At 64.3% G+C, this 12,611-nt stretch carries 11 protein-coding genes; 6 read left to right on the top strand and 5 right to left on the bottom strand.

Annotated elements, in window-relative coordinates; all coding sequences use genetic code 11:
- Positions 1 to 62: 62 nt before the first annotated feature.
- Positions 63 to 2,441 carry a hypothetical protein gene (locus tag MUN81_RS01480; protein ID WP_245114634.1) on the bottom strand — a complete coding sequence of 793 codons (2,379 nt, stop codon included), beginning with the start codon at positions 2,439 to 2,441 and terminating at the stop codon, positions 63 to 65.
- Positions 2,442 to 2,474: 33 nt separating this feature from the next.
- Positions 2,475 to 3,425 carry a glycosyltransferase family 2 protein gene (locus tag MUN81_RS01475; RefSeq protein ID WP_245114633.1) on the bottom strand — a complete coding sequence of 317 codons (951 nt, stop codon included), beginning with the start codon at positions 3,423 to 3,425 and terminating at the stop codon, positions 2,475 to 2,477.
- Between the two features lie 158 nt (positions 3,426 to 3,583).
- Between MUN81_RS01475 and MUN81_RS01470 the strand changes: the two genes are divergently transcribed.
- From MUN81_RS01470 to MUN81_RS01460, 3 genes are all read left to right on the top strand, one after another.
- Entirely contained in the window at positions 3,584 to 4,105 is a 522-nt protein-coding gene (locus MUN81_RS01470; RefSeq protein ID WP_245114632.1) for a carbohydrate binding domain-containing protein, read from the top strand.
- Positions 4,106 to 4,166: 61 nt separating this feature from the next.
- Positions 4,167 to 4,715: a hypothetical protein gene (locus MUN81_RS01465; RefSeq protein ID WP_245114631.1), complete on the top strand. Its 549-nt coding sequence runs from the start codon at positions 4,167 to 4,169 to the stop codon at positions 4,713 to 4,715.
- 77 nt (positions 4,716 to 4,792) lie between these two features.
- On the top strand, positions 4,793 to 6,646 hold the full coding sequence (locus MUN81_RS01460) for a hypothetical protein (protein ID WP_245114630.1): 1,854 nt from the start codon (positions 4,793 to 4,795) through the stop codon (positions 6,644 to 6,646).
- Positions 6,647 to 6,656: 10 nt separating this feature from the next.
- On the opposite strand, the gene MUN81_RS01455 is transcribed toward MUN81_RS01460, so the two are convergent.
- From MUN81_RS01455 to MUN81_RS01445, 3 genes are all read right to left on the bottom strand, one after another.
- Complete coding sequence (locus MUN81_RS01455; protein ID WP_245114629.1) at positions 6,657 to 7,382, bottom strand: glycosyltransferase family 2 protein; 726 nt, start codon at positions 7,380 to 7,382, stop codon at positions 6,657 to 6,659.
- Between the two features lie 197 nt (positions 7,383 to 7,579).
- Positions 7,580 to 8,371 carry an SDR family oxidoreductase gene (locus MUN81_RS01450; protein WP_245114628.1) on the bottom strand — a complete coding sequence of 264 codons (792 nt, stop codon included), beginning with the start codon at positions 8,369 to 8,371 and terminating at the stop codon, positions 7,580 to 7,582.
- Between the two features lie 97 nt (positions 8,372 to 8,468).
- On the bottom strand, positions 8,469 to 10,268 hold the full coding sequence (locus MUN81_RS01445; protein ID WP_245114627.1) for a hypothetical protein: 1,800 nt from the start codon (positions 10,266 to 10,268) through the stop codon (positions 8,469 to 8,471).
- A gap of 164 nt (positions 10,269 to 10,432) precedes the next feature.
- Here MUN81_RS01445 and MUN81_RS01440 point away from each other — a divergent pair, with 164 nt between their 5' ends.
- The 3 genes from MUN81_RS01440 to MUN81_RS01430 all read left to right on the top strand — a co-directional run bounded on the left by MUN81_RS01440 (position 10,433) and on the right by MUN81_RS01430 (position 12,608).
- Positions 10,433 to 10,963 carry a 3-hydroxyanthranilate 3,4-dioxygenase gene (locus MUN81_RS01440; protein WP_245114626.1) on the top strand — a complete coding sequence of 177 codons (531 nt, stop codon included), beginning with the start codon at positions 10,433 to 10,435 and terminating at the stop codon, positions 10,961 to 10,963.
- An 8-nt stretch (positions 10,964 to 10,971) separates the two neighbouring features.
- Complete coding sequence (locus MUN81_RS01435; RefSeq protein ID WP_245114625.1) at positions 10,972 to 11,994, top strand: amidohydrolase family protein; 1,023 nt, start codon at positions 10,972 to 10,974, stop codon at positions 11,992 to 11,994.
- Between the two features lie 62 nt (positions 11,995 to 12,056).
- A complete protein-coding gene (locus tag MUN81_RS01430; RefSeq protein ID WP_198975228.1) occupies positions 12,057 to 12,608 on the top strand; it encodes a hypothetical protein in 552 nt (183 codons plus the stop codon).
- Positions 12,609 to 12,611: the final 3 nt, after the last annotated feature.

The raw sequence follows: 12,611 nt of genomic DNA, 5'->3' as shown, positions 1-12,611 counted from the left end.
ATCAAAAAAGCCCGGCCTACTGTGAGGCCGGGCTTTTTTGATGGGCCGCCGGGGGGCGGGTGCTACTTGCCCGCGCCCAGCGGGAAGCCGTTGAAAACCAATTGACCGCGCTGGTCCAGCCAATATACGTTGGTGCTGCGCGGCCGAATCAGCAGGTCGTCCACCACTAGGTCGGTTCCGCCCGATTCGACGGTGATGCGGTTGGCCGGGTTTTTCAAGTGGACGATGGTGGAGTAGCGCACCCAGTCGCCGCTGATTTCGGTGGAGCGTTTCAGCTGCTCGTCCACCATTTCGGTTTCTTTGCCCTCGGCGTCGCGCTGGCGGTAGAGCAGGCCGGGCAGCCAGTCGCTGGTTTTGGCGTAGGCCCAGATGCTGAGCTCGTACGTGGCCGTGTCGGTGGGCAGGGCACCGGGCAGCGGCCCGTCGAACAACAGCAGGCTGCCCTTGCGCAGGTGCCCGGCGCCGGGCCGCGTAAAGCTCACGCCAGTTGGCGCCTGGTCCTGCGCAAACGTGTTCCAGACAATGCCTGCCCCCGGGGCCGAGCGCCACAGCTCGCCCTCGCGTAGCAGCGTGGCTTGGCGCGCCGCAAAATCGGCGCGTAGCTGAGCGGGGCGAGTGGTTTCGAAAACACTTAGGGGCAACTCGTAGAGAGTCACCTGGCCGGTGGCCAGCAGGCGGCGGGCGCCGCGGCGCAGCAAGGCATTTTCGGCCGGCCGCAACGAATCCTGGCGCGAAGCCACTACCAGCAGCGGCTTGCGCGAGGGAAAAGCCACCGGCAGGTGCTTGGCGGTGAGGTCGGACGAAAACATTTCCAGCAGGCGCAGGGTGGTTTCGCTGCGCGAGCGGGCCATCATGGCGGCCGCCAGCGGCAGGTGCAGGTTCAGCGAAGCCCGAAAGCCTTCGAAGGCGCTGATGTTGCTGGGGCTGACGTCAAATTTTTCGGAGCCCACGGAGTAATAGGGCAAGGGCAGAATAGCCTGGTAGTTTTCGGGGTTGACGCCGGCCTGGGCCAGCAGCTCGTAGTAGTTTTCCTGCGGAGCAATGAGCGAACTGGCCACGCTGTTGCGGGCCAGGGGCCGGGTCACGGCTTCCAGGTAGAACTTGATTTCGACGCCCCACACAAACGCCAGCAGCACCAGCAGCGCCTGGCCGACCCGTGCCGCGCCGCGCTGCCGCAGCATGCGGTACAGCTGCCAGAACTGCACCGCCGCCAGCACCGCCGCCACGTAATAGAAAATCCAGGCGAAGCGCCCCAGTGCCCGAAACTGCTTGAGCGGAGCCATGTAATCGAGCAAGCCTTCGAACGCCGGAAAAACAAACGGCCAGCCCATGGCAAACAGTAGAATGAGCACCGCCGCCCACACCGTGGACCGCAGGGTATCGGGCAGCACCGGCCGCAACAACCGGCCCGGCCGGCGGCGCACCAGGTTGGCTACCCCACGTGCTGCCCATAGCACCAGCCCGAGCACGACGGCCACTCCCACATAGGCATAACCCTCAAAAATAGGGTCTTCGGTTCGGAAAATAAGCTGAAACACGGCCGCAAACGGCTCGACGATGGGCCCGAAAACACTGGCCGCATTGGCGTGGTAGGTCAGGAACCCGTAGGGGCTGACGGGCCGGTCGGTGGCGTGGTCGAGCACCAGCAGCCAGCCCCGAAACAACACGAGCGGCAGCAGGCCGGCCGCCAGCAGCCACGCCGGCTGGGCCCACCACCGGCGCTGCCGGCCCGCGCTTTGGGCCATCTGCACCAGGGCCGTTACCACCGGCAGCAGCAGGGCGTGCAGCAGGTAGTACGGGTGAATGAGGCCCATCAGGAAGCTTGTGGCCACATAAACCGCCAGCCAGGCCCCCCGGGCTGCCCGCGTCAGGCTGGCCTCGGCCAGGCGGATTTGTAGGTACCACAGCAGCGGAATGACGAACGGCAGCGCCAGGGTGAGGTGCCCCTCCAAGCGGTAGAACTGCGGCGAGAGCAGCGCAATGAGCAAGGCCGCCGCCGCCGCAAACCAGCGGCCCACGCCGCTGCGCCGCAGCACCCCAAACAGCAGCGGCGACGCCGGCAGCGACGACAGCAAAATGGTGCAGTTCAGCGCCGCCACCGCGCCGCCCAAGCTCAGGCCAAACACGCTTTTCCAGGCCTTGAGCACCCAGGCCAGCAGCACAAAGCCGTCGGTGTACAGGAACAGGTCGCCGTACGGGTAGTTCATGCCCGTGAACTGCATGCCGTGGTCGAACTGCAGGTAGTAGAGGAAGGCGTAGTAGGTTTTGATGCCGTCGCCCGCGGGCGTGAGCAGAAACTCGGACGGGTGCTTCAGGATGGGGCCCACCCGGGCCAGCAGCACCAGCAGGTGCGCCAGCACCAGCAGCGCCAGCACCCAGGCATCGGAGCGGCGGGTGGCGGGCAGCTGTTCGGAACGGGAGCGGAAGAAGGGAAATTTCATCGAAACGAAGCGCAAGCGCGCGCGGGAAATGCTTTAGCGTTGAACCGGGGTAGCGGGACGGGCCAAGCCGTCGTCGCTTTCGCGCACCAGGTAAGGCGGGCGCTGCTTCGACTGCACAAACAGCCGCCCTAGGTACTCGCCGATGATGCCGAGCACCAGCAGCTGAATGCCGCCGATGAAGAGCACGCTCACCAGCACCGAGCTCCAGCCCGCCACGGCCCGCGACGTGAAAAACGTGATGTAGAGCGCATACAGGGCGTATAGAAACGCCAGCCCCGACACCACCGCCCCGGCCAGGGTGGCAAAATGCAGCGGCCGCACGCTAAACGACGTGATGCCGCTCAGGGCCAGCTGCACCATTTTGCGCACCGTGTACTTGGTGGTGCCGCGGAAGCGCGGCTCGGGCGTGTACTCGACGCGCTTTTGGCGGAAGCCCACCCAGTGGATGAAGCCGCGCAGGAACAGCTCCACGTCGGGGCTGGCGCGCACCACCTCGGCCACGCGCCGGTCGATGAGGCGATAGTCGGCCGTGCCGGGCTCAAAATTGACGCTCGACAGCTTGTTCATCAGCCCGTAGAAGGCCGATGACGAGCGACGCTTGAGCCAGGGCAGCTTCTCGTCGTCGCGCCGCTGCGTGTACACGATGTCGTAGCCCTCCAGCCAGTGGCCCAGCAGCACCGGGATGAGCCGGGGCGGGTGCTGCAGGTCGGCGTCGAGCGAAATCACGCAGTCGCCGGTGGCGTAGTCGATGCCCGCGCGCAGGGCGCTCTGGTGGCCGAAGTTGCGGGCCAGCAGCACGTAGTGAATGTCGGGGTCCTGGGCGCGCAGCTCGCGCAGCACCTGCTGGGTGCCGTCGCGCGAGCCGTCGTCCACAAAAATCAGCTCCCGCTCGTAGCGGCCGCTCAGGTGTTCCTTGATGCGGGCCGCCACTTCCGGCAGGTTTTCTTCCTCGTTGTAGGCTGGAATGACGACCGAGATTTTCAAGCGGGGCGAACGTTGGCCACGGGCCAGAAAAGGGTGGAAATAACTGAAGGCGACCCCGCGCGCGGCAGAGGCCAGCCAAAACTACGCCACAGCGCGGCTTTTCCGGATTAGCCGACGGGCACTTACCTTTACCTCATCACCCGTTTTGCCCTTTGCTGATGCGCTTTTCTCTCTGCCTGGCCCTTGGCCTGCTGGCCGCCGCCAGCGGCTGCTCTTCTCCCTCGACGCCCGAAAACCAGTTGCTGGGCAATGATTTTGAATCCCTGGACGGCTGGGGCACGGAAAGTCCGTCGCTGACCCGGGAGAAAGCCCATTCGGGCCAGTATTCCATCAAAATTCAGAAAGGAATCGAATACAGCCTGACCTATAAAAACCTGCTGGCCAAGCTGTCGCCGGAAAAAATCACCAAGATTCGCGTCAGCGGCTACGTCTACATCACCAAGCCCACCGACGCTAAGCTGGCCGTGCAGCTGATGAAAACCGCCGCCGACGGCACCGAATTCAACGAAGGCATCAGCTTGGGCGAAGCGGTGAAAAAAGTGGGCGAGTGGACGAAGGTGGAGAAGGAGTTTACCCTGCCGGCTGACGCCGCACCGTCCAATCAGCTGCGGGTGTATATGTGGGGCGCCGGCAACGACGACACCGTGTACCTCGACGACTTGCAGGTCACGAAAGCCTAGCGCCTTCCCGTCCCTGCTCGTGGCCAACGTCTCTTTCCCCACTGCTTACCCTTCCTGCTTCATGCGTTTTTCGGCTGCCTTGGTTTCCGCGGCATTGCTTTCGGCCTGCCATTCCAACAACGAGCCGAGCGGTCGCAACCCGGCCGACGCCGCGGTGCTGGCCACGGCCGATTTTGAACAAAGCATCGGCTGGGGCGACGCCGACCCGGCTTCCCTCACCACTGAGAAGGCCCACAGCGGCCAGTGGAGCGTGCGTGTGAAGCCCGAGGTGGCCTTCGGCTACACCTACGCCCGCCAATTGAAAGACCTCAGCCCCACGCCCCTCACCCGCCTCCTGCTGGAAGGCCAGGTGCTGCGCGCGGCCCCCGGCAGCACGGCCAAGCTGGTGGTGCAGGTAGACGCCAGCCCCACCGACGAAACCAAGGTGTTTTACGCCGCGCTGCCGCTGGAGCAGAGCGTGCCCAAGGTTGGCGAATGGACGGCCGTGAGCCTGCCCATTACCCTGCCCACCAGCGCCACGGGCACCAACCGAATCAAGATTTACCTCTGGAACGACCAAGGCACGGCGCCCACCTACCTCGACGACCTGACGCTCCGCAAAGCAAATTAGGCCTCGGCTTCCAAGTGCGGGCGGCTGAATGAAACGGCACCGTAGTTTTGCCGCCCAACCCGTGCGCCCCACCTTTTATGAAATCCCGCATTGCCCATCCGTATTCGCTGCTGGCCATTCTGCTGCTGTTTGTGCTGATGGTGCAGGCCCGGCTCTGGGCGCCGTACTGGGACACGCACAACGTGCAGGCCATCCTGACCTGGGATGCCATGGGCTACTACATCTACCTGCCGGCGCATTTCATCTACCACGACCTGGGGCACATGGCCTTTGCGCAGGACATTATGCGCGAGTACCAGCCCAGCAGCTCGTTCTATCAGGCGTTTCAGGTGCCGGGGGGCCCGGAGGGCATGCTCGTGACCAAGTACACCTGCGGCCTGGCCGTACTCTGGACGCCGTTTTTCTTCCTGGGCCATTGGGCAGCGGGCTGGCTCAATTATCCGCAGGACGGCTTTTCGGCGCCCTATCAGATTGCCATTGCCTTTGGCGGCCTGCTGTTTGCGCTGCTGGGCCTGGGGCTGCTGCGCCGCGTGCTGCTGCGCTACTTCTCCGACGTGGTGACCACCCTGGTGCTGGTGCTGCTGGTGCTGGGCTCTAATTATTTCCAGTACGCCGTGTTCGACGCGGCTATGGCGCACAACTACTTGTTCACGGGCTACGCGCTGCTGCTGTGGCTCACCATTCGCTGGCACGAGCGGCCCACGCGGCTTGGGGCGTTTTTCATCGGCCTCACGCTGGGCATGCTGGTGCTCATTCGGCCTTCGGAGGCCGTGGCGGCCGTCATTCCGTTGCTATGGAACGCGGGCTCGTGGGCGGCGCTGCGCGCCAAGCTGGCCCTGCTGAAAGAGCGGTGGATGGATGTGCTCCTACTGGTGTTGGGCGGCGTGCTGGGCGTGCTGCCGCAGGCGCTGTACTGGCACTGGGCCACCGGCCATTTCCTGTTTTATAGCTACGGCGACCAGCATTTCAGCTTTTTCAAGCCCCACCTGTGGGAAGTGCTGTTCAGCTTCCGCAAGGGCTGGCTGATTTACTCGCCGCTGCTGTTGCTGCCGCTGGCCGGCATTGCGGCGCTCTGGCGCACGCATCGGGCGGTGACCGTGCCAGTACTGGCCTTCACGGTGCTGAACCTGTGGGTGGTGTCGGCCTGGGACATCTGGTGGTACGGCGGCAGCATCGGGCAGCGCGCGCTGGTGCAGAGCTACGCGGTGCTGGCCCTGCCCTACGCCGCCGTAATAGCCTGGTTATTGATGCCGGAACGCCGGCCGGCCCTGCGCGTGGCGGCCGTGGTGGCGGCCGTGCTGCTGGTCGATTTGAACCTGTTTCAACACTGGCAGTACATGCGCTCCATCATTCACCCCGAAGAGATGAACCGGCGCTACTACTTCGCGGTGTTCAACAAAACCATGCCCACGCAGTCGGATTTTGCGCTGCTGGACGTGAAGAGCCATTTGCCCGAATCGGAGCGGCACTACACGCCGCAGGTGCTGGGCAAGCTCGACTTTGACAACCAGCCCGTGGATGCCACCAGCGGCATTTCGGCCGACCAGGGCTACTTCAGCCGCCAGTCTTTCCACGCCGACCCGGCCCACGCCTACGGCCCCGCCCTCACCCTCAAGCTCATGGACAAGGGCCTGCAGCCGGGCCAGTACATCCGCGCTTCCTGCCGCGTGTTTTCCGACTACGGCGCCTGGGGCAACAAGCTGGTGATGACTGTGGAGCGCAACGGAAAGAACATTGCCTGGGACGCCGTGCGCCTGCAAAACAACCTCAGCGTGAACCGCGCCTGGAACCTGGTGTACTTCGACGCTCCCCTACCCGCCGACGCCCTGCCCGACGACATCATCAAAGTGTACGTGCTGAGCGACAGCGGCTCGAGCTGCTACATCGACGACGTGCAGGCCGAGTTGATGAAGCCAAAGAGCAGCTGGTGAGGCGCTGCGGCTACATGCCCAGCAAGCCGTACTTCAGAATGCAGTAGATGGCCCGAAATCCGTCGCGCCAGCCGATTTTCTTGCCCTCGGCGTAGGTGCGGCCGTAGTAGCTGATGCCCACTTCGTAGATGCGGGCGTCTTGCACGCGGGCCACTTTGGCGGTGACTTCGGGCTCGAAGCCGAAGCGGTTTTCTTCGAGCTTGAGGCTCTGCACGATGTCGCGCCGGAACATCTTATAGCACGTCTCCATGTCCGTCAGGTTGAGGTCGGTGCACATGTTGGAGAGCAGCGTGAGCCAATAGTTGCCGATGCTGTGCCAGAAGAACAGCACCCGGTGCGGGTTGCCGCCCATGAAGCGCGAACCGAAAACCACGTCGGCAAAGCCCTTCAGCACCGGCTTGATGAGCAGGTTGTACTCCTCGGGGTCGTATTCGAGGTCGGCATCCTGGATGATGACGTAGTCGCCGGTGGCCTCGCGGATGCCGGTGTGCAGCGCGGCGCCCTTGCCCTTGTTCACGGGGTGCTCAAGCAGGCGCAGGCCCATTTCGGGGTAGCGCGCGGCGTAGGCCCGAATGGTGTCGGCCGAAGCGTCGGTCGAGCAGTCGTTGACGAGGATGATTTCCTTGCCGATGTTATTCACCAGCTTCAGCTCGCGCAGCAAATCCAGAATCTGGTGAATGGTGCGCGCCTCGTTGTAAACCGGGATGACGATGGAAAGCGTGTCGAATTTTACCACAAGAAGAAAACTGGGCCGGGCAAAGGAATGGCAAAGGTAAACGCTGCGCTTAATGGGAAGTGAAACCGTGAGAGATGAGACCCGAGAAGTGAGAAGCGGGGGAAATGGGGTGGTGCAACAATTGCTCACGCTTGGCTTTTTCTTCTTCCGGTCTCATTTCTCACCTCTCGTGGTCTCATTTCTCCTCTGCATTTGCCTTACAGCGAGCCCGTGCGGCCACCGTCCACCGGCACGCTGGTGCCGTTGATATAAGCCGCCGCGGGCGAGGCCAGAAACGCCACGGCCGCGGCCACTTCCTCGGCCTGGCCAAAGCGGCGGGCCGGAATGGTTTTCAGCATGTCGCCCTCAATGGCATCGGCCGACTGGCCGGTTTGGGCCACTTTTTTCTCGATAAGCGAGTGGTGGCGTTGGGTGAGCGTGGCGCCGGGCAGCACGTTGTTGACGGTGATGCCGAGCGGGCCCAGCTCGTTGGCCAGGGTTTTGGCCCAGCTGGCCACCGCCCCGCGAATGGTGTTGCTCACGCCCAGCCCCGCCAGCGGAATCTTCACCGACGTGCTGATGACGTTGATGATGCGCCCGAAACCGGCCGCCTTCATGCCCGGCACCAGCGCCTGCGCCAGCAAGTGGTTGCAGATAACGTGCTGGTTGAACGCCACCCGCAAGGCCTCCACCGGCGCGTCGAGCAGCGGGCCGCCGGCCGGGCCGCCGGTGTTATTCACCAGAATGTGGAAGCCATCGGGGTGCTGCGCGAGGTACGCCTGCACCACTTCGGCCACGTGGCTGGGGTCGTCGAAATCGGCCACGAGGTAGTCGTGCGTTTGGCCGGCAGGCGTGGGCAGTTCGGCGGCTACTTCGCGCAGCCGGTCTTCGTTGCGGGCCAGCAGCGTGATGGCGCAGCCGTTTTCGGCCAACGCCTCAGCCACGGCGCGGCCGATGCCTTGGGTGCTGCCGCCCACCAGGGCGCGGCGGTTTTCGAGAGAGAGGTTCATGTAGGGCTCTAGAAGAATGGATAGGAGATTTATAGAAGCGGAGGTGGTGATGCCGAGCGCAGCCGAGGCGTCTCGCTCGCTTCGTCGAACGATTAGGTTACTCCTGCACGCGAGATGCCTCGGCTGCGCTCGGCATGACGGTCTTATTTGGCGGCGTGAGCAGCACGTAGCCGTCCACGAGCTGCTCGCGGTAGCCATAGGGCCGCAGCAGCTGGCGCAGAAACAGGTGGGCCGGCTGCTCGCGAAACTCCGGGTTGATGACGAAGGCGGCGGGGTCGTACTGGCGCAGGAAAGCCTGCACCTGCGGGGTCGTGGGCGGAGCCGGCGCGATAGTATCAGGTTTGGTTTGGCGGAAAAGCACGGCGCCGAGCACGGGGTCGTGCTCCAGGCCGGCAAACACCTCCGCCGGCACCCGCGCCATGAAGCCGATGGGCACTTTTTTCTCGTGTACGGTTTGGTAGAACAGGTGCTCGCGCCGGAACTGGCCCACCTCGCGGTAGCCGCTGGCAATGCCCAGGGGAACCGGAATCAGCGTTTTGCCCGGCAGCTTGGCCACTTCATGGAACACGCGCGGCACGGCGGCGCGCGAGGTGCGCTCGTAGGGCCGGGGCCAGTATTCAAACAGCACCAGCCCCACCAGCAGCAGACTCAGCGCCGTGCGCGACGTGGCGTGCAGGCGCGGTTTCCAGGCCGCTTCCAGCGCGCTGAAGGTGAGGATGGGCAGCAGCAGGCCCACCATCATAATCCAGCGGGTGGGGCAGCGGATGTTGTTGAAAAACGGCACGAAGTGCAGCAGCGCCGTGGGCAGGTGCAGGCGGTCGTGGCCGTAAATGCGCATGGCGGGCAGGGTCAGCATCACGAAGAACAGCAGCACCCAAGCCAGCGGCCGGCCCTGCTCTTCCTGCGCCACGGCTGAAACAGGCCGACGGTGGGCCTTGCGCAAGGTCCACAAACCCAGCGCCAGCAGCGGCAGCGCGTAGCCCAGGAACAAGGTGTTTTCGAGCGAGCCCGGCATGGTGAACACCTTGGGGTTGTGGTAGAGCCGCGCGGCCCAGCCCCAATACACGAAGCGGCTGGTGGGCGGCGGCATGATAAAGTCGACCAGGTCGCCGCCCCACCAGAAGCCGCCGTTGTCTTCCACGCCCCAGCGGCGCAGCAGCCGGATGAGGACGTGGCTCAGCACCAGAATGCCGCCCAGCCAGGCCCAGGTGCGCCACTCGCGCCACCGAATCTGGCCCATTCCAAACCAGTACCACGCCGCGTAAGCCAGCGAAAAATACAGCAGCCCAAACAGCACGTAGTAGTCGCTGAGCAGCGTGACCAGGCCCAGCGCTACGCAGCCGGCCGCGGCCTTCCAGCTCCGCACTGCGGGCAGAAACTTCCTTTCCCGGAACCGAAACGCATCCAGAAACGCCAACACGTAGAACGGCACCGTGGCCGTGAGCACCAGGTTGTAGTGCTCGGGCAGGCGCTGCAGCTTGTAGGGCGAATAGGCGAAGATGAAGCCCGCCAGCAGGCACAGCAGCGGGCTTTGCACCCAGCGCCGGGCCAACAGGTAGGCCCCGGCGGCCGACAGCGAATAGCTCAGCAGCAGGCCGATGTTGAGGGCCAGAATGTCATTGCCCACCAGCACGCTAATCAGGCCGATGATGGGCGTGTAGGTGTGCAGTATCAGCCAGGAGCCCAGCGGGTAGAACAGCCAGTCGGTATGAAAAACCGGCTGCCCGGTTTGCACCGCCGTGCGGAAGTGCCAGGTGTTCCAGGGGTACATGTAGGTGTCGTGCCCCGGCACCACCAGAAACGACGAGGTGAAGTGCGCCGCCAGCGGCCAGGTAAGCGCGGCAAACAGGGCGCCGTAGAAGGCCGTCAGCAAGCTCAGTCGCAGCCAGTAATTCATAGGTGTCGGGGCGGCCCCCTTTTCGGCGCCGGTGAATGGGCGGGCCGGCTGGCCCCGGCAGCAAAAGTAGCGCCTGCCGGTAGCCCGGCGCGAGGCCCCGAAAACGAAGGAGCAAACGCCGTCGCGGCCGTAGCTTAGCACTTCCAACCACCCACCTCCTCGCCATGATAACCCGCCCCTTCAACTTTCAAAAGTGGATAGACGAGCACCGCCATTTGCTGAAGCCCCCGGTGGGCAACCAGCAGGTGTTCAAAGACAACAAGGACTTCATTGTGATGGTGGTGGGCGGCCCCAACGCCCGCAAAGACTACCACGTGGACGCGGGCGAGGAGCTGTTTTGGCAGATTGAAGGCACGATGACCGTCAAAATCATCGAGGACGGCCAGCCCGTCGACATCACCATCGGCCCGGGCGAGATGTTCCTGCTGCCGCCCAACGTACCGCACTCGCCCCGCCGCCCGGCCGGTACCGTGGGCCTGGTGCTGGAGCGCTACCGCGAAGGCGGCGAGCTCGACGGCTTCCAGTGGTACTGCGAAAACTGCGGCCACAAGCTCTACGAGGAGTTTGCCGAGATTACCGACATCGTGGCCCAGCTGCCGCCCATCATGAACGCCTTCTGGCAGGACGACGCCAAGCGCACCTGCACCAACTGCGGCACTTACATGGAGGCACCCGCGCCGGTGACTTCCGCCTAGTCCCGGCCGTGCTTTCCATCGACATCCACACCCACATTCTGCCCGAGCGCTGGCCCGACCTCAAGGAGCGGTACGGCTACGGGGGCTTCATCCGGCTGGACCATCACAAGCCCTGCTGCGCCCGCATGATGCAGGACGACAAGTTCTTCCGCGAGGTGCAGGACAACTGCTGGGACCCCGCCGTGCGCCTGCGCGAGTACGACCAGTTTGGCGTGCAGGTGCAGGTGCTGAGCACGGTGCCCGTCATGTTCAGCTACTGGGCCCAGCCTCTCGACTGCCTGGATTTGAGCCAGCTGCTCAACGACCACATTGCCGACGTGGTGCACCGCTACCCCACCCGCTTCGTGGGCCTGGGCACCATCCCGATGCAGGCGCCCAAACTGGCCATCCGGGAGCTGGAGCGCTGCATGAAAATCGGGCTGGCCGGCGTGCAAATCGGCTCCCACGTGAACGACTGGAACCTCGACGCGCCGGAGCTTTTCGAAATATTCGCGGCGGCCGAGGAGCTGGGCGCCTGCGTATTTGTGCACCCCTGGGACATGATGGCCCAAGCCAAAATGCCCAAGTACTGGCTGCCCTGGCTGGTGGGCATGCCCGCCGAAAGCACGCTGGCGCTCTGCTCGCTCATCTTCGGCGGGGTGCTGGAGCGGCTGCCGCGGCTGCGCGTGGCCGTGGCCCACGGCGGGGGCTCGTTTGCCAGCACCATCGGGCGCATCGAGCACGGCTGGCAGGTACGGCCCGACCTCTGCGCCATCGACAACCCCCACAACCCGCGCAACTACCTGGGCAAGTTCTGGGTCGACTCCTTGGTGCACGACCCGCTGATGCTCGACTACCTGGTGAAAACGCTGGGCGCCGACAAAATTACCCTCGGCACCGATTACCCCTTCCCGCTGGGCGAGCTGGAACCGGGCCAGCTCATCAAGTCGATGTCTTTTTCGGATGATATCAAGGCCCGCATGCTGGGCCAGAACGCGCTGGACTGGCTGGGGCTCGGCGTGCAGCAGTTTGCCGCCGCCCTCCGGCCCTGAGTGGCACGGGGCGCCGTACTTTTGAGCTCTTTTTATTTCATCATCCCTATACTGTTGCTGCTTTGCTGAAACGTCTACTAGCCCGCGGCTGGGCCGCGCTGCGGGTAACGCTGGTGGCTGGCCTTGCTCTTGCGCTCGCGGGCTGCGGCCCCAAGCCGGAAGTGCTGCTCGCCACCACCTTCGACGACCTGGAGGAATGGGGCGTCGCCCTGCCGGCCGGTTTCACGCACGAAACCGCGCACTCCGGCAACGCCGCCATCAAAACCGAGCCGGGCATGGAGTTCGCCGCTACGTACGTCACGCCGTTGTCGCGGCTCAGCTTTGTGCCCCGCCGCTTCGATGTGGACATGTGGGTGAACCTGACCAACGGCCGCACCCGCGAAATCGTGTTTGTGGTGCAGGTGCTCCGCGACGGCCGGGGCGATGACGTGTGGGAAAACCTGCCCCTGCAGCAGGTGGTGAAGCGCTACGGCCAGTGGGAGCATGTGCAGCACAGCGTGCACCTGCCCCGCGGCCTCACCCCTGAAGACCGCCTGAAGGTGTACCTCTGGCACCAAGACCTCAACGGCGAACCCACTTATATGGACGACTTACGCATCGTGGCGCACCCATGAGAA

The sequence above is a fragment of the Hymenobacter sp. 5317J-9 genome (assembly GCF_022921075.1).
Classification (GTDB): Bacteria; Bacteroidota; Bacteroidia; order Cytophagales; family Hymenobacteraceae; genus Hymenobacter.
The sequence above is the reverse complement of the archived record's forward strand: the minus strand, read 5'-3'. Positions and strand labels throughout refer to the sequence as shown.

What these genes read in the sequence shown, in the direction of transcription:
- MUN81_RS01445 (WP_245114627.1), bottom strand. Translation starts at nt 10,268, where the DNA reads ATGAATTACTGGCTGCGACTGAGCTTGCTGACGGCCTTCTACGGCGCC.
- MUN81_RS01460 (WP_245114630.1), top strand. Translation starts at nt 4,793, where the DNA reads ATGAAATCCCGCATTGCCCATCCGTATTCGCTGCTGGCCATTCTGCTG.
- MUN81_RS01465 (WP_245114631.1), top strand. Translation starts at nt 4,167, where the DNA reads ATGCGTTTTTCGGCTGCCTTGGTTTCCGCGGCATTGCTTTCGGCCTGC.
- MUN81_RS01470 (WP_245114632.1), top strand. Translation starts at nt 3,584, where the DNA reads ATGCGCTTTTCTCTCTGCCTGGCCCTTGGCCTGCTGGCCGCCGCCAGC.
- MUN81_RS01450 (WP_245114628.1), bottom strand. Translation starts at nt 8,371, where the DNA reads ATGAACCTCTCTCTCGAAAACCGCCGCGCCCTGGTGGGCGGCAGCACC.
- MUN81_RS01480 (WP_245114634.1), bottom strand. Translation starts at nt 2,441, where the DNA reads ATGAAATTTCCCTTCTTCCGCTCCCGTTCCGAACAGCTGCCCGCCACC.
- MUN81_RS01440 (WP_245114626.1), top strand. Translation starts at nt 10,433, where the DNA reads ATGATAACCCGCCCCTTCAACTTTCAAAAGTGGATAGACGAGCACCGC.